This is a genomic window from Streptomyces sp. Xyl84 (assembly GCF_059731885.1).
On the sequence record NZ_AP029184.1, the window covers coordinates 109,219 to 130,379 of the forward strand.

A 21,161-nucleotide genomic window follows, 5' to 3' on the forward strand; every position below is an offset into this window, starting at 1 on the left:
GCACACTGCGTTCGTCCCCGCAGGCGCGGGAGCACGTTGCTGTATCACGGTCTGGTGACGCGGTTTCACGTCTCCTTCACAGGTGCTCTAACGTGTTCCGCCTGTACTCGCTTCACCCGGGGGATCCGTGCGTACACGCATCATCAGTGCTGCCCTGCTCTGCGCTGCCGCCAGCCTGACCGTCGCCTGCCAGCCGACCGACACCAACTCCAGCGGAAGCAGCAGCTCGTCGACTGCGCCCAGCAGCGCGCCGCCCAAGGACGACAAACCAGCCAGAGCCGCGTCGAAGACGGTGCAGAACTTCGTCGGCATGGGTTTGCAGTCCGCGCAGGACACCGCGCAGGCCGACGGCTTCTACTCGCTGAAGTCGCATGACGCGCTCGGCCGTGACCGCATGCAGGCTTTCGACCGGAACTGGAAGGTGTGCTCGCAGAACGTGGCCGCCGGGAAGACGGTGCCTACGGACACCACCCTCGACTTCGGTGCGGTGAAACTCGAGGAGCCCTGCCCGGCGAAGGACGAGAAGGAGCCGACGGTCGAGGGCGGTCGGATGCCGGACTTCGAGGGCAAGTCGGTGAAGGCCGCGCGGGCCGCCCTGGACTCGGGGACATCCCTCACCGTGAAGGACGCCTCCGCGGAGGACCGGTTCATCCTGGTGGAGAGCAACTGGCAAGTGTGCAGGCAGGAGCCGGCCGCAGGCGCCTCGCTGAACGGGCAGCCTGTCGCTCTCACCGCGGTCAAGTTCGGGGAAGCCTGCCCGTAGAGCACGAAGCGCCTCGCCGTCTGCCGAAGCAGGGGCGCGGCGCTTGTCATTCCTCGTCGTCGGGTGGCCAGTCCAATTCGAGGAATGTCCGCGGGCTGAGCCAGAGCGGCGTGCCGTCGTCCATGCCGATGTCCGTCAGCGTCGTCCCCGCGCCTGCGGGGTAGCTCCCGCCGATCGTGAACAGGACAACGGAGCGCACCGTCGTTCCCGCGCCCGTGGGGGCAGCTCCTGGCGCTACGATCCGAAGGCACGCGTGAGCAAGTCGTCCCCGCGCCTGCGGGGGTGGTGGTTCGAGGCGCCGGTCCGGCTTGCGGATCTCCAGACTGTCGTCCCTGCACGTGCGGGGGTAGCTCCCTGCAGGAAGAGCGCGACAAGCTGCGCGAGCGGTCGTCCCCGCACGCCGGGGGAAGCTCCCAGGCGCTCGACACGATCTCCGAACCTCGTCGCCCCGCGCCTGCGGGGGTGTCGTCCCCCCGCGGGCGCGGGGGTAGCTCGCTGCGATTCATGTTGTTCTGCCTCACCTGTCTGTCGTTCCCGCACGCGGGGGGTAGCTCGTCCGAGCATGCAGGGCTCTACCGGGAGCTGGTGTCGTCTCCGCACGCGCGGGGGTAGTTCCGACCGGGCCTCCAGGTCGACGTCCCCCGCCCGTGGTCCCCGCCTCGCGGGCAGCTCCGCCCCTCACTCGTCCGCGCGGTCACGCTCTCGGCGAAGACTCGTGGCCAGCCCGTGATCCGGGTGCCGCCGCCTTCCTCGACCAGGCGCTGCATAAGGCGCTCACCGTGGTCGCCAGCGCGGTGAGGGCCACGGCTGGACGCTGACACCGTTGAGGCCTGGGCCGCTTTGTCCTGGCGGCCGGTGCTACACCACGTGCACCGGCGATTCACCGGTGGCTCCCTCAACCATCGGTGGGGGGACCGAGCAGTTCAGACGGTCAAGGCGCCGGTGTGAGCCGCGAACTCACGGACGCCCTCGACCCGAACCGGTCCGTACAGCAGACTGGCGGTCAACGCCCGAAGTGCTGGCCGGCGGGCTTCCTGCGGGGCCTCATGCTCGACCTGACGCAACGCGGCGAAAGTCTGCTTGCCATCCCCGAGGGCGTTCCACATACGGGCGATGTCGGTCCATGCCCGTGCCCGCCGTTCCGCCGTGGGCATGCGGTCCACGTTCAGCCTGGACGCCACCTTGACCGCTTCATCCGGAGTACCGAGTGCGTTCAGCACGCTGATCCGGTACGCGTCCACCTGGGTGCGGGTGGCCTCCACGGTGAACAGTCCCGGCACCGCGGGCCTGCGGCCGGCTTCTTCCTCGGCTTGTTCCAGCAGCGACAGGGCCGACGGGCGGTCCCTCCCGGTGGCAGCCGAGTATGCGCCGGTCAGCAGCAGCGTCGTTCGGACTGCTCCGCTCTGATTGAGGGAGGGGTCCAGGTCGGCGGCTTCCTTCGTCAGCAGGTGCATCGCGGCGGTGGAGCGGCCCGAGCGGCGCATGGCGATCGCCAGTTGACGGGAGGCCTCCCCGACGGCGACGGGGATACCGCTGGACCGTGCGGCCGACAGGGCACGGTCGGCGGCCACCCATGCGGCGTCGCTGTGCTGCTTGTTGGCGAGTTCGGCGGCCAGCACGTACGAGCGGGCCAGCGTCAGGTTCGCCTCGTCACGGGCCCGGCCAGAGGCGTTGTCCCGTGTGGCCGTGGCGGCCGCGATCAGCGTGGGCAGCGCCTGCCCGAGGTTGGCGTACTCGGTGGCGCAGTAGTCCCGGCGCGCGGCAGCGACCTGGGCCACAAGCCAGGGCAGCGGTACCGGGGCGGCCTGCGGCAGCCGGAACAGCGAGAGTTCCAGGCCCTCGGGCGCGGTACTGGCAGAGGCCGGGCCGGTACCCAGGGCGGTCGCCGCTCCCGCTGCCACCGCTCCCGTGAGCAGTTCCCTACGACGCACCTCGTCCTCCTCGTCCGGACGGCAACCTGCCGCCACCGTAACGGCATTGGTGACGTCCGGTGTGGCGGACGCACGCAGGCGCTCGGGTGTGATCCCCAAGAACGCGGCGAACCGTAGGAGAGTCGTGTAGTCCACGCGCAGCTTCCCGCTCTCGATGCGGGAGACCGCGGAGGCCGAGTAGCCGCAAGCCTGTCCGACCTGTGTTTGGGTGAGCCGTGCAGCGCACCGCGCCCCACGTAACAAGGCACCGATCTCAGCATCCGCGCCCATGGCACCTCCTTGGCCCCTGGATGGGGTGCTGGAGAACCTATCGACGCCCGGCCGTCGCCGGGAGGGGTGCGCGGAGGCACACCGTGTGCCAGATTCGCACGCCGGGTGCCGACGCGCACCGAAGCCTCCCGCGCCATCCACGCCCGGCCCCATGGTAAGGACCGAACCCGGCAACAGCCGGGTGTTTCCTCGACCGGCCTCCAAGAAGCGGTCCACTCGTGCCGCCGGCCGGTCATCCTCATCGGAGGCACACATGAAGCTGCTGGTCACCGGCGGAGCCGGTTTCATCGGCTCTCATTTTGTGCGGCGTATGCTCGGCGCCGATGACCTTGAACAGGTCACCGTCCTCGACGCGCTGACGTACGCGGGCAGCACAGGCAATCTCGGACAGGCCTTCCTCAGCCCGAAATTGGACTTCGTCCGCGGCGACATCTGCGATGCCGACCTGGTCGACGACCTTATGACCCGGCACACGGCGGTCGTCCACTTCGCCGCTGAGTCGCACGTCGACCGCTCGTTCGCGACCGCCGGCACGTTCGTCGCCACGAACGTCCACGGCACGCAGATCCTCGCTGACGCCGCTATGCGGCACGGCATCGAGAAGTTCGTGCACGTCTCCACGGATGAGGTGTATGGGCCGCTGCTGGAAGGCGCGGCCACCGAGGGTTACCCGCTGCGACCGAGCGTCCCCTACGCCGCGTCGAAGGCGGCCAGCGACTTGATCGCTCTCAGCTATTGGTACACCTACGGCGCTCCGGTCTGCGTCACCCGGTCCTCGAACAATTACGGGCCCTGCCAGCACCCCGAAAAGGTCATCCCGATGTTCTTCACGAGGCTGCTGCGCGGCGGACGGGTCGCCCTTCACGACCGCGGTCAACACGTGAGGAACTGGCTGCACGTCGAGGACAACTGCGCCGGCGTCGAGATTGTCCTACGCCGGGGCGAGCCCGGTGAGGTCTACAACGTCGGCGGCGGCACTGACATGAGCAGCCGGGATCTGACCGGGGAGCTGTTGCGGATCTGTGGTGCCGACTGGGACTCCGTCACCTACATCCCCGACCGGCTGTCCAACGACCTCCGCTACGCCATGGACTGGTCCAAGCTGGCCGGCCTCGGCTACCAGCCGGCGCACGACTTCCAGGCCGGGCTGGAGGAGACCGCCGACTGGTACCGGCGCAACCCTGACCGGTGGGCGCCGCTCTGCCGCAGTCCTCTGCCCGCCCTGCCCTCCCGGCGCATCACCCTCGACACGGTCGGGGAGCCGCAGCATGTCTGAGCACTGGCCACAGGGCGCGCTGATCGTGCTGGGCGCGTCAGAGGAGCAGATCCCGCTGTACCAGGAGGCGCGGCGCCGTGGGATCCCGACCATCGCGGTGGACATGCGGGCGGACGCTCCCGCGCTCCCGTTCGCCGGCGCTGCCCTACATATCTCCACCCGGGACACCCACGCCATCGCTGCCGCGCTGGGCGACGTGCGCCCTGTCGGGATCGTGGGCGGCGCGAGCGATGCTGCGTTGGCCAGTTGGCACGCCCTGGGCGTGCGCTACGGCACCGGCTACGTGTATCCCAGAAGCGCCCTTGCGGCGGGGGACAAGGCTGTCTTCCACGCGATCGCCGCGTCCTGCGGCGTCACCGGATACGGATGGACGGCGTCGGACGACCCGGAACAGGTCATCGTGAAGGCGGCAGGGATGCACTTTCCCCTCGTGATCAAGCCCGTGGACGGGTCAGGAAGCAAGGGCGTCACCCGCATCACCCGGCCTGACGACCTGCCCGCCGCCGTCGCCCGTGCCCGCTCCTACTCCGCTTCCCAGACCGTGATCGCTGAGGAATGCCTGGAAGGCCGCCCCTTGGCCATTGAGGTCTTCATGCAGGGCGGCAGGGCGCTGATGACCTGCATCAAAGACAAGGAGTTCGTCGACGGGAGTTTCGTCGTCAGGCGGCTACGCACCACCCAGTTGCCCTCGGCGACATACCGTCGGATCGAGGCCACCGTCGAACGGGTCTGCCGTGCACTCGGCATCATCGACGGGCCGGCGAACGTTGATGCCGTCCTCAGCGCGGACGACGGCCGGGAACGCCTGATCGAGGCGAACGCACGTCTCGGCGGTGACGGCGTCCCACGGCTGCTCGCCGCCGCCTACGGCGTGGACGTCGTGCGGGCGCTCATCGCGCTCGCGCTCGGCGAGCCGTTCAGCAGCCACCTGGCGCCGACGCGCACCGGGCATGCGGCGCTGGAACTGATCGGCTCTCCGCTCACCGTGGATGGTGAGCTGGTCACGTGGGAGGGAGTCGCTGAAGCCCGCACCACCCCGGGGATCACCGACGTCGAGCTGTACGCCACGCCGGGCGACCTGGTACGGCCGCATGACCAGTCCGGTCACAAGATCGGCATGCTCGTCGCTGCCGGATCGTCGGTCGCGGACGCGTCCTCGGCCCTGGAGACGGCCAGCGCGCTGATTCGACCCGTCATCCGGCCGGTCAGGGAGGCGAGGTGATCACGGATACCAGCCCGTTGACGCCGGACACACGGCGCAACGCTTCCCCGTACCTGTACGGCGAGGAGGCCGCCGCGGTGGCCCGCGTCTTGGCGGCCGGCCAGTACGGGCACACCGAGGTCACCGAGGAATTCGAGCGTCGGATCGCCGCGTTCCTCGGCGCCCGTGACGCCGTCGCCGTCATGTCCGGCACCGCGGCGCTGCACACGGCGCTGCTCGCCGCCGGCGTCGGCTTTGGCCACGAGGTGGTCGTGCCCTCGTTGACGTTCTGCGCGACCGTCCAGGCGGTCCGGGCCGTCGGTGCCGTCCCCCGCTTCGTGGACATCGACCCGGCGACGCTGTGCGTCACCGACCAGCTCGTCATGGACGCCGTCACCGACCGCACCCGCGTCGTGCTGCCGGTCCTGTTCGGCGGCCGTGCCGTCGACCTCTCCCGGATCCGCAAGGAGCTGGACGCCCGGAACATCTGTCTCGTGGAGGACGCAGCGCACGCTTTCGGTTCCCGCAACGGCGACCGCCGCGTCGGCGCCACCGGCCTCACCTGCTTCAGCTTCGGCCCGATCAAGAACCTGACCTGCGGGCAGGGCGGTATCGTCGTCCCCCGCACCCCCGCCGAGGCCGCCACGATCCGCCGCATTCGGATGCTCGGCGTCGTCCAGCCCCAGGCCGAACGCAGCCGGACGACCACCTATCAGGTGGACGGCTTCGGCCTGCGCTACCAGATGTCCGGCATCAACGCCGCCATCGGCCTGGCCCAGCTCGACCACTTCCAGCAGGCCGAGACGACCCGCCGCAGCCTGTGGCGCGCGTACCGGCGGGCGCTGGCCGGCCTGGACGGCGTGCACCTGGTCGACGTGGACCCCGACCGCTCCGTGCCGCACCTGTGCCAGGTCCTCATCCCGCGCCGGGACGAGGTCCACGCGCAGATGACGGCCAGCGGTATCGGCGTCGGCGTCCACTACCCGCCCAACCACCTCCAGCCGGCCTTTGCCGAGTGGCGGCGCGACTTGCCCGCCACCGAGCGAGTCGGCCGGGAAGTCCTGACGCTGCCGTTCCACCAGCACCTCACCGAGGACGACGTCGACCAGGTCGTCACCGTCCTCGGCCGGGCCCTCAAGACCGTGGGAGCCCTCACCGAGGCAAGGGCGGCTCTCCCCGCCGGCCAGCCCCCACAGTGACCGGCTGACCCGCCGCGGCGGACAGGAGCTCGTCCACGAGCCGGTCCGCCGCGTCCGGACGGCCGTACGCGCGGGCGCGCTCCGCCATGCCCCACCGCAGGTCGGCATCGGCCAGGAGCGGGCCCACCGCTTCCTGCAGCCGGGCCGCCGTCACCTCACCGGTCAGCGCGACCGCCGCTCCGGCCTCCTCCAGATGCCGCGCGTTGTGAACCTGCTCGTTCCCGGCCGACGACGCCAGCGGCACGAACACCGCCGGCTTGCCGAGCGCGGTCAGCTCCGCCAGCGTCCCGGCACCGCTGCGCGACACCACCACGTCCGCCAAGGCCAGGACATCCGGCAACTCACCGCTGACGAACCCGGCCAGGTGGTAGCGGCCCGCCAACTCGGCCGGCAGCCCGGCCGCCCGCGCCCGCAACCCCGCCTCGTTCGCCGGACCGCACTGGTGGATGACGTTCGCCTGTCGCAAGAGCCACGGCAGCGATTGGCTGATCAGATCGTTGATCTGCTGCGAGCCCTGCGCCCCGCCGGTGACGTACACGGTCGGCACCTGACGGTCGAAACCGAACAGGCCCAGCGCCTGGACCGCCCGGTCCGCCTGACCGGACAGCACCTCGGGCCTCACGGGATTGCCGGTCACCACAGCTACCGCCCGCGCCGATTCCGACAGCAGCTCAAGTGTCGACTCCGAGGACACACAGATCCGTGCCGCCGACGCCGCCAGCTTCCGGTTCGCCAATCCGAGGCGCACCGTCTGCTCGTGCAGGACGAGCGGCCGGTGGCACATCCGCGCCGCCAGCCCGGCCGGTACCGCAACGTAACCGCCCGTCGCGAGGACGACATCCGGCTGGAACTGTTCGATGGCCCGCCGCGCCTGAATCACGCCGAGCGGCACCCGGGCCATGTCGCGGACGTTCGCCGGCGACGCCAGCTTGAGCGGGTTCTTGGAGCGGCGGATCTTGCCCGTGGCCACCGTGGTGAAGGCGATGCCCTCCGCCGGGGCGACGCGCGCCTCCAGGCCGTCAGCCGTACCGATCCACACAGTCTCCAGCGCCCGGCCCATACCGGCGAGCCGAACCTGCAAAGTACGCACCGCCGTCAACGCAGGATATGTGTGACCACCAGTCCCGCCACCCGTGACGACGAGACGGAAAGGTGCACCGGGCATGGGAACTGCTCCTCAGACAAACGGAGATCCAGGCGAGCCGCCACAGTAGCGGCTACAACACCCCCGCTCGGCACCCTCTCGTGAATCCCCGCCACGCGCCGCCCTGTGTCCGCGCGCCGTGCTACTTCGGGTACGCCTCCGTGCACTCGGTAGTGATGCGGCCCGCGGCGATGGTGATAGCTTTCGTCCCCGTCCTGCTTGTGCCGCCATTGAGGGCGTTCACGGCGTCGCTGTCCGCACGCATGAAGATCTGCACCTCGGGCTGGCCGAGACCACGGCCGACCCCGTCGTTCCCGAGTAGCCTTGGTGGCATCCGGTTCCCCACGGGATCGGTGGCGGTCGTCCCTGCACTCGCAGGGCAGACCCACGGCGCAGGGCCCTCGAGTGCCGAGGCCTCCCGAGGCGAGCTACGGCTTGGTGGTAGAGCGAGGAAAGCGGATGGCTGCTGGGGCCGGCCCCCTCTCGCGCGGCGCCACGGAACAGAACTGGTCTGCCCACGCTACTGGTCGTGATCGACCGTCCCTCGTCGGCTTCAACTCCGCACCTGTCGTGGCTCATCCGGGCAAGAGCCCCCTGGCAGACCAGAAACGAGGTAAAGCAAAATGACCTGACCACGTCGAAGCACCGCAGGTCACGAAGTGTCGTCCCCGCACGCGCGGGGGTAGCTCCACGAACGGCACGCTGAACACGACGACGAAGAAGTCGTCCCCGCACGCGCGGGGGTAGCTCCGCGATGGCCGGACTCGGCTGGTGGCAGAACCCGTCGTCCCCGCACGCGCGGGGGTAGCTCCGTGGACGACGTCTTGGTGGAGGCGGTGAGCTGGTCGTCCCCGCACGCGCGGGGGTAGCTCCCCGAAGGGGACGACGGTCACCGGGCCCAGCGGGTCGTCCCCGCACGCGCGGGGGTAGCTCCTCACAGTTGAACTTGTAGTTCGCTTACAAGTTGTCGTCCCCGCACGCGCGGGGGTAGCTCTCGGGATCTCAACCCCTCGTACGTCTCGGGCCCGTCGTCCCCGCACGCGCGGGGGTAGCTCCGTGCTCCAGTCCGTCATCGTCGAGGACATCGGGTCGTCCCCGCACGCGCGGGGGTAGCTCCCGGATCGGTCAGGGCTGGGTGCTGGCCACGTAGTCGTCCCCGCACGCGCGGGGGTAGCTCCCAGCGCATGTCCACCTTCGGCGGCCTGCTGCGGTCGTCCCCGCACGCGCGGGGGTAGCTCCCTGATCGCCGACCCCAGTTTCGAGGGCGCCACGTCGTCCCCGCACGCGCGGGGGTAGCTCCTCGTGGTTGTCGTCAGGTAGGAGGCCTGCGTCGTCGTCCCCGCACGCGCGGGGGTAGCTCGCGTGCCGACACCACACAGCGCGGGTCTGCTGCGTCGTCCCCGCACGCGCGGGGGTAGCTCCTCCCGGGCCCGGGTGCGCATGGTGGACGCGTCGTCGTCCCCGCACGCGCGGGGGTAGCTCCTGGTCGGTGCCCGCGAAGGCACCTTCTCCAACGTCGTCCCCGCACGCGCGGGGGTAGCTCGTCGACCGACAACTTCGGTTTCGCCGCGTGGGTGTCGTCCCCGCACGCGCGGGGGTAGCTCCACGACGAGGGGAGAGACGCGCATGTCTCTGATGTCGTCCCCGCACGCGCGGGGGTAGCTCGCGGGCCAAGCGCAAGGTCCCCACCCCGCCCCCGTCGTCCCCGCACGCGCGGGGGTAGCTCCGGTCTGCCGCTCCTGGACGTCGACGGCGGCATGTCGTCCCCGCACGCGCGGGGGTAGCTCCCTGGTCGTCGCCTCGGGGGAGAACACCGAAGCGTCGTCCCCGCACGCGCGGGGGTAGCTCCTCCCACGTCTGCCCGCCGTCGTCGCTGGTCTCGTCGTCCCCGCACGCGCGGGGGTAGCTCCACGGTCGTGGGCTTCCAGCTCACCAACAGCCGGTCGTCCCCGCACGCGCGGGGGTAGCTCCACGGTCGTGGGCTTCCAGCTCACCAACAGCCGGTCGTCCCCGCACGCGCGGGGGTAGCTCCTGCATGGTGCTCACCGAGGGGTTCGACGCCCCGTCGTCCCCGCACGCGCGGGGGTAGCTCCTCGAAGCGCGCGGGCGCCTCGGGCTCCTTGACGTCGTCCCCGCACGCGCGGGGGTAGCTCCCTACCCGCCCCGCACCATCCGCCCACCCGCTCGTCGTCCCACGCCAGGCCCGTCGCTCGGTGGGGAGATTGTCGAGAGCTCCCGAAACTTGCATGTCGGCTTCAGTGTCAGTGGCAGGGCCTATGGTGCCGAGGCACTGGATTTGGGGGTGGTTTCGTGGACGACGAGGCTTCGGTAGTCGAGTTGATGCGGGCGATGGGGTTGTCGCCGGAGGTCGTCGAGCGGGTGTCGCGGCTATGGGGGAAGTCGGCGGCACGCAATGGCGGGCGGACGCATTTGTTGCTGGGGCATCTGCTGGACACGGCTGCTGTGGCGGGGGTGATGTGGGACCGGTACGTGTCGGCGGTGTTCCGACGGCGGCTGGATGAGATCAGCGGTGGCCGGGGGCGATTGTGGTTCATGTGGGTGTGCGGTATCCATGACTGCGGGAAGGCGTGCCCGGCGTTCCAGGCGATGGACGCGGTCGAGGCCGCGCCGGTGCTGGCGGCGGGGCTGTCTTGGGGGCGGCTGTCGGCGGACCGGAACAAGCGGTGGCGTCATGACGTTGCTGGCGCTGTTCTGCTGTTGCCGCGGCTGATCGCCGAGTGGGGCGACGAGGAGGCTGCCGGTTGGGTGTGGCCGCTGGTCGCCGGGCATCACGGGGCGTTTCCGTCGGCTGCTGCTCTGAACCCGCCTCGCGGGGCTCAGGGCCGGGGCGCCGCCTGGGAGGATGTTCAGCGGGCGGTCGTGGATGTCTTCACCCGCGCCGTCGGCTTTGAGGGTCTGTCGGATGCGCGGCCGGTGGGCAGTCTGCGGAAGGCGGAACAGCTGGCCTTGTCGGGCTTGGTCGTCATGGCGGACTGGATCGCCAGCGATAGCAGCCAGTTCCCCGGTCTGGCGGATGCCGGGCTGATCTCTTTCGCTGAGTCGCGGCGCCGTGCGGAAGCGGCTTGGAGTCGGCTTCGTCTGCGGGGCGGCTGGCGGGATCTGCCGCTGCCTGAGGATCCGATGGAGCCGCTGATCGACCGGCTGGGTGTTACGCCGCGGGCGTCGCAGCAGGAGCTGGTGGAGCGGGCATGGTCGATGCCGGTGCCGGGGCTGCTGGTGGCGGAGGCTCCCATGGGGGAGGGGAAGACGAAGGCTGCCCTTGCGGCCGCTGAGGTTTTGGCGGCGCGGTTCGGCCTGGACGGGGTGTTCGTGGCGATGCCGACTCAGGCGACGAGCGACCCGATGTACGAGCAGGTACTGCAGTGGGTACGCACTTTCGACCCGGAGCTGGAGTCTCAGGTCGCTCTTCTGCACGGCCGCCGACGGTTCAACGCCTGGTGGCGGGCTATCTGGGACGGGAAGACTCGCCCGGACGGCGACGGCGACGGCGACGGCGGTGGTTGCGGATGCGAGGGCGGGGTCAGCCACGGCGATGTCGACACGGCCGACGACGACTTCGGTGCGATCGACGAGGACGCCGATTACGGCATGGCGCCCTCACCGTCTGGGGCACAGCCGGGGACCGACGACAGGGTGAACGGTCCGGCCTCCTGGTTCCTGGGTGACAAACGTGGCCTGCTCACCGCGTTCGCGGTCGGCACGGTCGACCACCTTCTGCACGCGGCGACCCGTACCCGGCACGTCATGCTCCGGTTCGCCGGGCTGGCCGGGAAGGTCGTCGTTGTGGACGAGGTGCATGCGGCGGACGTCTATATGCGGCAGTTCCTCGTCGAGGCGCTGCGCTGGCTGGGGCAGGCAGGGGTACCTGTGGTGCTGCTGTCCGCGACGCTGCCGCCCGCTCAGCGGCAGCGGTTCGTCGACGCTTATCTGTCGGGGGTGCTCGGCAGGGCGGACGTGCATCAGGAGGTGCCGGAGCCGGCCGGGTATCCGTGCGTCACGGCGGCCTATGGCGTCGATGGCCGGGCCGTCGCCGATACGTCCCGTCAGGTGGTGCGGTCCTGGCGGGAGCCGATGCCGGTGCGGGTGGCCTGGCTGCCCGATACGGACCTTGGAGGCGCGCGGGTCGCTGCGGCCGTGCGCCAGGCCGTCGCCGGGGGCGGGGTTGCGCTGGTGGTGGTCAACCAGGTCGACCGGGCTCAGGCGATCTACCGTGATCTGCGGGAGGGAGGCTTCGACGGCGATCTGCACCTTTTGCATGCTCGGCTGTGCGCGGCCCACCGTGCGGACCGGACAGCGCAGTGCTTGCGTGTGATGGGGCCACGGGCCGGCGAAGGCCGGCCCGAGCGCATGGTGGTGATCGCCACTCAGCTTGCCGAGCAGTCCTTCGACGTGGACGCCGACGTGCTGTTCACCGACTTGGCGCCCGTCGACTTGTTGCTGCAGCGCATCGGCCGGCTGCACCGCCACAGCGGTACCCGTCGTCCGGCTGCGCACCGGGTGCCCCGTGTGGTGGTCACCGGTGTGGCGCCAGGGCGGAGTGGAGTGCCGCGGTTTCTGCGTGCCTCGGAGCTTATCTATGGCCGGTGGTCGCTGCTGCGGGCGGCTGCCCTGCTTGAGGAAGCTGCGGGCGCTCTCGCTGCGGCGGATGCGGACGAGTGCGCGGGATCGGGGTGGAGTATTCCCGCTGACGTGCCGGAGTTGGTGGCGCGGGCCTACGGGGATGCCGAGGTCTGCCCGGCAGGCTGGAACGAGGCCGGCGCCTGGCAGGAGTGGCAGGCGAAGGAGCGGGTGCGGGAGAAGAACGCGGAGGAGTACCTGCTGTGCCGTCGGCGGGAGTGGGCGTTTCCTACCCTGGAGGGACTCCACTATGCCGGCAGCCGGGCTGCCTCCGAAGAGCAGCTCGACGCCGTTGTCCGTGACGGTGACCCGTCGGTCGAAGTGGTCCTCGTTCGGCGGGCTTCCGGGGGTTACCGGGCCGTTGACGGAACCTGGCTCGGGGTGCATGGCGAGGTGGATGACGACGAGGTGACCGACCGGCTGATGGGCGGCACGCTTCGTCTGCCTCCGCGGCTGACGGATGCTGCCCGGGCTGAGCTGAGCCCGCTTCCCGGGTGGGCCGACAGGCCGTGGCTCCGTTACCGCCTGGCGCTTGTGCTGGAGGAGGACGGTACAAGGCTGCTGGGTGCGGACCGGGTGTCCTATCACGATGTGCTCGGGCTGGTCATCACGCGAGAGGCGGGATGAAGCGGCTGTGGAGCCGGGCCAGGACCGCTTCACCCCGCGCGTGCGGGGACAGCTTCTCGTGCTGAGCGAAACAGCAAGCGGGAACACCCCCGGCGTCGGGGAGGGCTCCGGCTCCACGAGCCGTGCGCAGAGTACCCGTCCGTCGCCGGGATCGCTGTAACCCGGCCGATCTGCGACTGATTTGTCTACTCCGCTTGAAACAGCAAGCGTTGGCTGCAACGCTGTCGGGACCGGTCAGGGGCCAACTCAACGACGTGTCGGCAGAGTTGGCTGTCCGGTCGACGCGTCCTGGGGGGCGCGAGGAGGGTCAGTACATGGAGGGGGGAACCGCCATGACCGACGAGGGAGACCTCGTCCACGGACCGTGGCTCAGGACCGTCACACTGGACGGCGGGCAGCCGTCTGTCGGCCTGCTGGATGCGATGTGTGAAGCTCACACCATCCGTCGTCTCGAGCTGCCGGTGCACACGATGCTGCCGGTGGTGCTCCGGCATCTGCTGCTGCCTGTGGTGATCGACGCCCTCGGCGTGCCGCGTAGCCGGGGTGAGTGGGGTGAGCGGTTCCGCCGCGGCCGCTTCTCACCAGCTGAACGAGACGTTCTCGCGCACTACCTGGGTGACCGCTACGGGGACCGGTTCCGTCTGTTCGACGCCGAGCGCCCGTTTGCCCAGGTTGCCGGTCTGCAGGCGTTGAACGGGGAGACGAAGACGGCTGCTCAGCTGGTGCCGTCTGTGGCGTCCGGGAACAATGTGCCCTTGTTCAGCGCGCTCAGCGAGGCCGACGAGCTGCTGCTGACGCCGGGTGAGGCGGTGTTGTGGCTGCTGCACGCTCACTGCTGGGACACGGCGTCGATCAAGACTGGCGCCGCAGGGGATCCACAGGCGAAGAACGGGAAGACGACGGGCAATCCGACCGGGCCGCTCGGTCAGCTCGGGGTGATCGTGCCCACCGGGAGGACGCTGTACGAGACGCTGCTGCTGAACACGCCGATCATGGACGACGGGCTCGAGCCGGGGGACCGGCCGCAGTGGGCGTGGGACGAGCGCCCGGCCGGTCTGGGCTGCACGTCACCGGCTGGGTCCGCCTGGTCTGAGCGTCCTGCGACCGGGCTGCTGGACCTGCTGACCTTCCAGGCCCGCCGGATCCGTCTGATCTCCCGCGAGACGGAGCAGGGGCTGCGGGTGCACCGGGCGATCGTGTCGGCCGGCGACCGGCTGATGCAGACCCCTGAGTCCGAGCCGCACACGGCGTGGCAGCACACCGCGAAGCCGAAGAAGGGGCAGCCCCACCGGCGGCCCCGCCGGCACATCTCGGGTCGTGCTGCCTGGCAGGGCCTGGGCACGCTCCTGGCAATGACGCTGCCCGTGCAGAGCGACGGTCCCTACACCTCTCTTCTGCTGCGCCAGATCGGAGACCTGCGGGGCAGCGGGGTGTTGTCCGGGCAGTATCCGCTGGGTGTGGAGACGTCGGCGCTCGAGTACGGCACGCAGTCCGCGGTGGTCGAGAATGCCATCGGGGACGAGCTGCCTCTGCCGGTGCAGGCGCTGCTCGCCGAGGACGCTGATCTGCGTGAAATCGTGCTGGAGTGCGTGGGGCAGGCGGATCAGGTCGCCCGCGCTCTGGATGGTCTCAACAACGACCTGCGGCGTGCCGCCGGTGGTGATCCGCTGCCCCGTGACAAGGGGAGCCGGCCGTCCGCGCAGTTCCTGCACTCCCTCGACGGGACGATGCGTCGTCTGCTCGCCGGGCTGCAGAAGGTCGATGTGGACGACGAGGAGCTCCTGGACCGCGCGCAGCTCGCGTGGGAGCAGTCCGTGCAGATCGCTGCCGACCGGGAGGTCGGCTTTCTGCTTGCCGCGGTTCCGCCGCGGGCTGTGGTGGGGCGCACGGTGAAGAAGGGCGACAAGGAGTTCGTGTACCGCAGTGGTAAGGCCATCGGCGTCTTCCGGAAGACGCTTGCCGGCATCCTGCCGCTGGCCGCCGAGGAACGCCGTGTCACGTTCGAGGAGGCGGCAGGAGTATGACGACCAGCAGCGATACCTCCGTCCATTCTGCGGCGGGCCGGGCTCGGCTGTTCTTCTGGGAGGAGGTGGGCAAGGACTGGCAGAGTGGTCGCGAGGAGAAGCGGCGGGCGGGATTTTCGGAGTACATCACGCGGAACCTGCGGGCCTTGCGTGAGGGCGTCGGGCGGGAAGCCGGCACCGTTGCGGCCATGCGCTCTCTTCACCGTGTCCCTCTGCCGGACGACGGCTTCGAGCGTCTGCCGGGCCGCTACATCGCGGAGCACCACACGCTCACCTTGTTCGGGCTGCATCAGCATGCCGCGTCCGAACCCGTCCACCGGCCGGGTGTGGGTCTGGGCACCGCTTGCCTGCTGCTGCGCCGCGGTGAGGCGATGACGCAGAGGGCCGTGGAGCGGCGGCTGGTGGCGGCCGCGACCGCTCAGGACCTCGACGAGTTGGTGCAGCATCTTCAGCGGCTCGTGCCGCTTTTGCGGCAGGCGGGTATCGGCCTGGACTACACGCGCCTGTTCGGCGAGCTGGCCCGGTGGGACGAGGCGGGCAGGGACCGGGTGCTGCGGTCCTGGGGTCTGCAGTACACCGATCCCGGCACGCAGGCTGAGGCAGACGGGGAGAGCGACGCCCCAGAACGGGCACCGTACTGGGTGACGTTCGACCCGGGCGGCCCGGATGCCGGAGCGGAGCTGGCCGCGCTGCGCTCGGGTACCGGCCGTGAGCCGGGCACGGTCGCCGCGATGTGGCCGTTCCACCGCACCCGCATGGCATCCGAGTGGCGAGACAAGGGATCTCTCACCCGGGACCTGGCGGCTGAGCACACCGCGCTCACCCTCTTCGCCCGCCACCAGCAGACGCACAGCCGGCCGATGCACGTGACCGGGAACAGCCCGGGTACGGCAGCCGGTCTCCTCGCCCGGAAGGCTGCCGCTGGCGGCGAAGGCCGGGCCGGCGCTGTGGCGCTGGAGCGACGCTTCGGCGTTCTGCTCACTTCCGCCGACGCCGGTGAACTCGCCATGCACCTGCGGTCCTTCGTTCCGCTGCTGAACCAGGCCGGAGTCGGACTCGATTACGACCTGCTCCGTACCGCTCTGCGGACCTGGGACGATCCCCGCCGCCCGGACGCCGCCACCGGATGGCGCCAGCGGTGGGACCGCGACTTCCACATCGCCGCCACTTCCTGACCTCACCGGACAACCCGGCCGTCCACGGCACCGGGCCCTCGGCCCGGGCCGCCGGCCGCGCCCATACGACTTCGTTCACGCCCCGTTCCCGGGGGCGTCTTATGTCTTCAAGGAGTCCTGCCATGAGCAAGCGCACCCTCTTCGTCGAGGTTCACATCCTGCAGAGCCTTCCGCCGTCCAACGTGAACCGGGACGACTCTGGCACTCCCAAGCAGGCCGTCTATGGCGGCGCCCGACGTGCCCGCGTCTCCTCGCAGGCGTGGAAGCGGGCCGCTCGTACCGAGTACGCCCGGCACACGCCGGAGGCCGACCGGGCCACCCGCACCAAGCGGATCGCCACCTTGCTCGCCGAGCGGCTTGCCCGCCCGGCCGCCGAGGGCGGCGCCGGCCTCACCGGCGAGCAGGCCGGCCGTCTCGCCGCCGCCCTGCTCGAGCCGCTCGGCGTCACCAAGTCCGCCAAGAAGGAGGATCAGTCCGCGTACCTGCTGTTCTTCGGCAAGAAGCAGCTCGACGCCCTGGTCCGGCTTCTGGACGGCCGGGTCGCCGAGCTCGCCGCCCTGTCCGAGGCCGACCTGAAGAACGAGGTGAAGCAGCTCCCCGTCGTCCAGACGCTGTCCACCGGGCACCCGGCCGAGGTCGCCCTGTTCGGCCGTATGGTCGCCGACCTGCCCGCTCTGAACGTCGATGCCGCTGTCCAGGTCGCGCACGCTCTGTCCACCCATGCCGTGCGTACCGAGTTCGACTACTACACCGCTGTCGATGACGAGAACACCGACGACCATGGTGCCGGGATGATCGGCACTGTCGAATTCAATTCATCCACCTTGTACCGCTATGCCGTCCTCGGCGTGCACCAGCTGCGGGACAATCTCACGGACGCCGATGAGGCCCGCAGCACGGCGGTCCGGTTCGTCGACGCGTTCGCCCGGTCCATGCCGACCGGCCACCAGAACTCCTTCGCCCACCGCACCCTTCCCCACCTGGTGCTGCTGACCGTCCGCGCCGACCAGCCGGTGAACCTTGTCTCCGCCTACGAGGAGCCCGTCACCGGCGTCACCGGCCTGGCGACGGAGTCCGTCGTGCGCCTCGCCGACGAACTCAAGGCGGTCGGCGAGACCTGGGGCAACAAACCGCTGCGCACCTTGGCCACCTACACCACCGAAGGCGACAAGATCACCGAGGTGTTCGGTTCCTCCCTTCCTTTCCCGGCCCTGCTCGACTCCGTCGGCGCACTGGTCGGCGAGTGGCTCACCAGCGGCGAGATCACGCCCGCCGAGCAGCCGGAGGCCGACGCCCGATGACCGGCACCAACCAGGCCGTCCTCGTGCTGCGGCTGGCCGCCCCGCTCCAGGCGTGGGGCGGCCCCTCCCGCTACAACCTGCGCGAAACACGTCCCCAGCCCACCAAGTCCGGCGTCCTGGGCCTGCTCGCCGCAGCCGAAGGCCGCGACCGCGAAGCCTCCCTCACCGATCTGCTCGGCCTGCACCTCGGCGTCCGGGCAGACCAGCCCGGCACCCTGCTGCGGGATTACCACACCTCCAGCGACTACCGCGGGCTGCCGCTGCTGTCGGCCAAGACCAACGCCAAAGGGCAGCAGACCAGGACCACCCCGCCCAAGTACACCAGCGTCACCCGGCGTTTCTACTTGCAGGACGCTGTCTTCGTCGCCGCCCTCCGCGGCCCGCAAACCCTCCTGCAGAGCCTGGAAGAAGCTGTCCGCAACCCCGTCTTCCCACTGTCTCTGGGCCGCCGCTCCTGCCCGCCGACGGGACCCGTCAGCCTCGGGCTCCACGCCGACAACGGGCTGGAGGAAGTCCTGAAGGAAGTGCCGTGGCAGGCGAGCAGCCACCGTCGCAGCCAGGCCCAGGGCGCCACCGTGTCGCTGGAGGCCACCGTCGAAGACCCGGCAGGTGACCGGTTCACCACCGACGTCCCCGACACCTACGACCTCAAGACCGGAACCCGGTTCGGCCGCCGCGCCGTCCGTCACCTCTGGATCCCCGTGCCCACCGGCCGCACCCAGCAGACCGGCCCCGCCGCATCCACCAGCATCGCCGGACAGCCCGACCACGACCCGTTCGCCCTCCTGGGCTGGTGACCACATGCCCTACCTGTCGAAAATCGCCCTCAACCCGCGCCGCCGCGCCGCCGCGGCCCTGCTGGCCAGCCCGCACCGCCTGCACGCCGCAATCCTCTCCGGCCTGGCGGTGCAGCCCGTCACCGAACGCGTTCTGTGGCGCCTGGACAGCAACACTCCCCACCGGGCCGAAATCCTCGTCCTCACCACAAGCCGCCCCTCCTGGGCCCACCTCGTCGACGACGCAGGCTGGCCCGGAGCCGACGGAGGCGAACCGCTCATCGCCGACTACGCCCCCCTCCTGGACCGCCTCGCTCGCGGCCGCGAGTTCGGTTTCCGCCTCACCGCCAACCCCGTCCAGAACGCCCCCCGGCTCGACCGGCCGAGCGAACAGCAGACCGCCCGTCTGAAGGAAGGAGCCGACGCCGGCAGCCGGCACCGCGGCTTCCGCGTCGCCCACCGCACCGCCGCCCAGCAGATCGACTGGCTCCTCAAGCGGTGTGAACGCCACGGCTTCAGCATCCCCGACGCGACTGCCGCACCCCCCGCCCCCGGCCTGCAGACCGAGGACCAGTCCCTGTCGGCAGGGCCCGCAGTGACCCTCGTCAGCCGCGACATCCTCCGCTTCCGCAAACGCCACGACGGCCCCCGCATCACCCTGTCCACCGCAACCTTCGAAGGACACCTCCGCATCACCGACCCCGACGCCCTGCGCACCGCCCTCCTTCACGGCATCGGGCCCGCCAAGGGCTACGGCCAGGGCCTGCTCACCCTCGCCCCGCTGCGCACCACCGAGGCGAGCCGTGGCTGAACCCTGGTGGCGGACCGGGCCCCAAGACCTCCACCGGCTCGAGGACCGCATCACCAGCCTCTACGCCGAACGCTGCCACATCGACCGGGACGACAACGCCATCGTCCTGGTCAACAAGACCCGCACCGTCCACGTCCCGGCCGCCTGGCTCGCCGTCCTCCTCATCGGACCCGGCAGCCGCATCACCCACCCCGCTGTCACCCTGCTCGCCGATTCCGGCACCGCCGTGTGCTGGGTCGGTGAGCAGGGCGTACGCCTCTACGCCGCCGGAACCAGCACCACCCGCGGCTCCCAACTCCAGCTCCGCCAAGCCTGGCTGGTCACCCGCCCCAAAGAACGCGTCGCCGTCGCCCGCCGCATGTACGCCATGCGCTTCCCCGGCGAGGACACCACCGGCCTGACCCTCCAGCAGCTCCGCGGCCGCGAGGGCACCCGCATCCGCCGGCTCTACGCCCAGCACGCCGAACGCACAGGAGTGCCCTGGACCAAACGCGACTACAAACCAGGCGACGCCTTCGCCGCCGGCGACGACGTGAACCGCCTCCTGTCCGCCACAAACTCAGCCCTCTACGGCATCTGCCACGCAGCCATCACCGGACTCGGCGCCAGCCCCGCCCTCGGCTTCGTCCACACCGGCAACGCCCTCTCCTTCGTCCTGGACATCGCCGACCTCTACAAAGCCGAATACACCATCCCCCTCGCCTTCGACCTCGCCGCGCAGGGCCTCACCTCAGAACGTGACGCACGTACCGCTCTACGGGACGCCGTTACGCGCGGCAAACTCCTGCCCCGCATTGTCGACGACATCAAACAACTCCTCGTCCCCGACGACAGCGACTTGTCGGACGAGGACCTCGGCGCCCTCTGGGACGACGGCGACACCGTCGTCAGCAGCGGACGCAACTGGAGCGCCACACACCACCTCGACCTCATTCCTGAACCCACCGACCACGCCTCCACGGAGACGGCCCCATGAGCGCCGGGACGACCGTTGTCGTGCTCATCGCAGCGCCACCCGGGCTCCGAGGGCACCTCACCCGCTGGTTCGTCGAAGTAGCCGCCGGCGTCTACGTCGGCAGCCCCAACCCCCGGATCCGCGAGCGACTTTGGAACGTCCTCACCGAGCGCATCCACGACGGCCAAGCCGTCATGATCGAACCATCAACCACAGAACAGGGCTGGTCCGTCCGCACCGCCGGCCGCAACCGGTGGACGCCCGTCGACTTCGACGGCCTAACCCTCATAGCCCGACCCCGCCAGAACGGACAACCCTGGCGACCCACGAACGAGGTAAAGCAAAATGGCCTCCCCACCTGACTAAGCCGCAGGTCACGAAGTGTCGTCCCCGCGCCCGCGGGGGTAGCTCCCGGGCCCGCGTCTCGATGGTCATACCGCGCTGCGTCGTCCCCGCGCCCGCGGGGGTAGCTCCGGTCCAGACCCTGTTCGATGATCTCGCCCAGGGTCGTCCCCGCGCCCGCGGGGGTAGCTCGATCCATGAGCGCCACCCAGCGCTACCTCCCGCGTCGTCCCCGCGCCCGCGGGGGTAGCTCATGGCTGCCAGTCGCCGGGATCTGCTGGACACCGTCGTCCCCGCGCCCGCGGGGGTAGCTCCCCGTAGTTGTCCTGTGCGGCAGCACCCGGTTCAGTCGTCCCCGCGCCCGCGGGGGTAGCTCGCTCCGGCAGTTGGCCGACCTCGGACTGGAGTGGTCGTCCCCGCGCCCGCGGGGGTAGCTCCTCGGCCGACGCCATCCTGAGCAGCTCAAGGCTGTCGTCCCCGCGCCCGCGGGGGTAGCTCCCGCGTCAGGAGATTCGGCGCGATCAGCTTGTGGTCGTCCCCGCGCCCGCGGGGGTAGCTCCCTGATCAGGTCTGCCACCGGATTTACCCGGAAGTCGTCCCCGCGCCCGCGGGGGTAGCTCCGCGTAGGTGTCCTGGGAGTCCCGGCGCAGTTTGTCGTCCCCGCGCCCGCGGGGGTAGCTCCAGCGGGCCGCTGTGGCGCGGAGGCGTCAGCGTGTCGTCCCCGCGCC

General features: G+C 70.4%; 15 protein-coding genes and 2 CRISPR repeat arrays (1 of these 17 running past the window's edge). Of the genes, 12 read left to right on the forward strand and 3 right to left on the reverse strand.

Features of this window, described 5'->3' with window-relative positions:
* Positions 1-127 precede the first annotated feature (127 nt).
* Entirely contained in the window at positions 128-763 is a 636-nt protein-coding gene (locus tag AC6I72_RS38535) for a hypothetical protein (RefSeq protein WP_498006656.1), read from the forward strand.
* Between the two features lie 46 nt (positions 764-809).
* On the opposite strand, the gene AC6I72_RS38540 is transcribed toward AC6I72_RS38535, so the two are convergent.
* Complete coding sequence (locus AC6I72_RS38540; protein WP_498006658.1) at positions 810-962, reverse strand: hypothetical protein; 153 nt, start codon at positions 960-962, stop codon at positions 810-812.
* A gap of 724 nt (positions 963-1,686) precedes the next feature.
* Positions 1,687-2,964 (reverse strand): helix-turn-helix domain-containing protein, encoded by a 1,278-nt coding sequence (locus AC6I72_RS38545; protein ID WP_498006659.1) that lies wholly within the window; start codon positions 2,962-2,964, stop codon positions 1,687-1,689.
* Positions 2,965-3,217: 253 nt separating this feature from the next.
* Here AC6I72_RS38545 and AC6I72_RS38550 point away from each other — a divergent pair, with 253 nt between their 5' ends.
* The 3 genes from AC6I72_RS38550 to AC6I72_RS38560 are packed head-to-tail and all read left to right on the forward strand — an operon-like array spanning position 3,218 to position 6,640.
* Positions 3,218-4,240, forward strand: a complete 1,023-nt coding sequence (locus AC6I72_RS38550; protein WP_498006661.1) for a dTDP-glucose 4,6-dehydratase — start codon at positions 3,218-3,220, stop codon at positions 4,238-4,240.
* Positions 4,233-5,462 carry an ATP-grasp domain-containing protein gene (locus tag AC6I72_RS38555; RefSeq protein ID WP_498006663.1) on the forward strand — a complete coding sequence of 410 codons (1,230 nt, stop codon included), beginning with the start codon at positions 4,233-4,235 and terminating at the stop codon, positions 5,460-5,462. Before AC6I72_RS38550 ends, AC6I72_RS38555 begins: the two co-directional genes overlap by 8 nt.
* Positions 5,459-6,640, forward strand: a complete 1,182-nt coding sequence (locus AC6I72_RS38560) for a DegT/DnrJ/EryC1/StrS family aminotransferase (protein ID WP_498006664.1) — start codon at positions 5,459-5,461, stop codon at positions 6,638-6,640. The genes AC6I72_RS38555 and AC6I72_RS38560 overlap by 4 nt, the downstream gene beginning before the upstream one ends.
* Here AC6I72_RS38560 and AC6I72_RS38565 read toward each other — a convergent pair.
* On the reverse strand, positions 6,594-7,805 hold the full coding sequence (locus tag AC6I72_RS38565) for a UDP-N-acetylglucosamine--N-acetylmuramyl-(pentapeptide) pyrophosphoryl-undecaprenol N-acetylglucosamine transferase (RefSeq protein WP_498006666.1): 1,212 nt from the start codon (positions 7,803-7,805) through the stop codon (positions 6,594-6,596). The two genes, AC6I72_RS38560 and AC6I72_RS38565, sit on opposite strands and share 47 nt — an antisense overlap.
* 640 nt (positions 7,806-8,445) lie before the next feature.
* Positions 8,446-9,938: a CRISPR direct-repeat array (repeat unit 29 nt; unit sequence GTCGTCCCCGCACGCGCGGGGGTAGCTCC).
* Positions 9,939-10,094: 156 nt separating this feature from the next.
* Here AC6I72_RS38565 and cas3 point away from each other — a divergent pair.
* The 8 genes from cas3 (at position 10,095) to cas2e (ending at position 20,453) form a co-directional block, all read left to right on the forward strand.
* Entirely contained in the window at positions 10,095-13,049 is a 2,955-nt protein-coding gene (gene cas3 / locus AC6I72_RS38570; protein WP_498006668.1) for a CRISPR-associated helicase Cas3', read from the forward strand.
* Between the two features lie 332 nt (positions 13,050-13,381).
* Entirely contained in the window at positions 13,382-15,073 is a 1,692-nt protein-coding gene (casA, locus tag AC6I72_RS38575) for a type I-E CRISPR-associated protein Cse1/CasA (protein ID WP_498006670.1), read from the forward strand.
* Positions 15,070-16,248 (forward strand): type I-E CRISPR-associated protein Cse2/CasB, encoded by a 1,179-nt coding sequence (gene casB / locus AC6I72_RS38580; RefSeq protein ID WP_498006672.1) that lies wholly within the window; start codon positions 15,070-15,072, stop codon positions 16,246-16,248. Before casA ends, casB begins: the two co-directional genes overlap by 4 nt.
* Before the next feature lie 122 nt (positions 16,249-16,370).
* Positions 16,371-17,549: a type I-E CRISPR-associated protein Cas7/Cse4/CasC gene (gene cas7e, locus AC6I72_RS38585; protein WP_498006673.1), complete on the forward strand. Its 1,179-nt coding sequence runs from the start codon at positions 16,371-16,373 to the stop codon at positions 17,547-17,549.
* Positions 17,546-18,346 carry a type I-E CRISPR-associated protein Cas5/CasD gene (gene cas5e, locus AC6I72_RS38590; RefSeq protein WP_498006675.1) on the forward strand — a complete coding sequence of 267 codons (801 nt, stop codon included), beginning with the start codon at positions 17,546-17,548 and terminating at the stop codon, positions 18,344-18,346. Before cas7e ends, cas5e begins: the two co-directional genes overlap by 4 nt.
* A 4-nt stretch (positions 18,347-18,350) precedes the next feature.
* On the forward strand, positions 18,351-19,136 hold the full coding sequence (cas6e, locus tag AC6I72_RS38595) for a type I-E CRISPR-associated protein Cas6/Cse3/CasE (protein WP_498006677.1): 786 nt from the start codon (positions 18,351-18,353) through the stop codon (positions 19,134-19,136).
* Positions 19,129-20,112, forward strand: coding sequence for a type I-E CRISPR-associated endonuclease Cas1e (cas1e, locus tag AC6I72_RS38600; protein ID WP_498006679.1), 984 nt, complete (start codon positions 19,129-19,131; stop codon positions 20,110-20,112). The genes cas6e and cas1e overlap by 8 nt, the downstream gene beginning before the upstream one ends.
* Positions 20,109-20,453: a type I-E CRISPR-associated endoribonuclease Cas2e gene (cas2e, locus tag AC6I72_RS38605; RefSeq protein ID WP_498006681.1), complete on the forward strand. Its 345-nt coding sequence runs from the start codon at positions 20,109-20,111 to the stop codon at positions 20,451-20,453. Before cas1e ends, cas2e begins: the two co-directional genes overlap by 4 nt.
* Positions 20,454-20,474: 21 nt before the next feature.
* Positions 20,475-21,161: direct repeats of the CRISPR family, unit length 28 nt; unit sequence GTCGTCCCCGCGCCCGCGGGGGTAGCTC; it runs 625 nt beyond the window's last position.

Bases quoted from the DNA above. Each gene is read 5' to 3' on its own strand.
- AC6I72_RS38555 (WP_498006663.1), top strand. From the start codon at position 4,233: ATGTCTGAGCACTGGCCACAGGGCGCGCTGATCGTGCTGGGCGCGTCA.
- cas6e (WP_498006677.1), top strand. From the start codon at position 18,351: ATGCCCTACCTGTCGAAAATCGCCCTCAACCCGCGCCGCCGCGCCGCC.
- cas2e (WP_498006681.1), top strand. From the start codon at position 20,109: ATGAGCGCCGGGACGACCGTTGTCGTGCTCATCGCAGCGCCACCCGGG.
- casA (WP_498006670.1), top strand. From the start codon at position 13,382: ATGACCGACGAGGGAGACCTCGTCCACGGACCGTGGCTCAGGACCGTC.
- AC6I72_RS38565 (WP_498006666.1), bottom strand. From the start codon at position 7,805: ATGCCCGGTGCACCTTTCCGTCTCGTCGTCACGGGTGGCGGGACTGGT.
- cas7e (WP_498006673.1), top strand. From the start codon at position 16,371: ATGAGCAAGCGCACCCTCTTCGTCGAGGTTCACATCCTGCAGAGCCTT.
- casB (WP_498006672.1), top strand. From the start codon at position 15,070: ATGACGACCAGCAGCGATACCTCCGTCCATTCTGCGGCGGGCCGGGCT.
- AC6I72_RS38545 (WP_498006659.1), bottom strand. From the start codon at position 2,964: ATGGGCGCGGATGCTGAGATCGGTGCCTTGTTACGTGGGGCGCGGTGC.
- cas5e (WP_498006675.1), top strand. From the start codon at position 17,546: ATGACCGGCACCAACCAGGCCGTCCTCGTGCTGCGGCTGGCCGCCCCG.
- AC6I72_RS38550 (WP_498006661.1), top strand. From the start codon at position 3,218: ATGAAGCTGCTGGTCACCGGCGGAGCCGGTTTCATCGGCTCTCATTTT.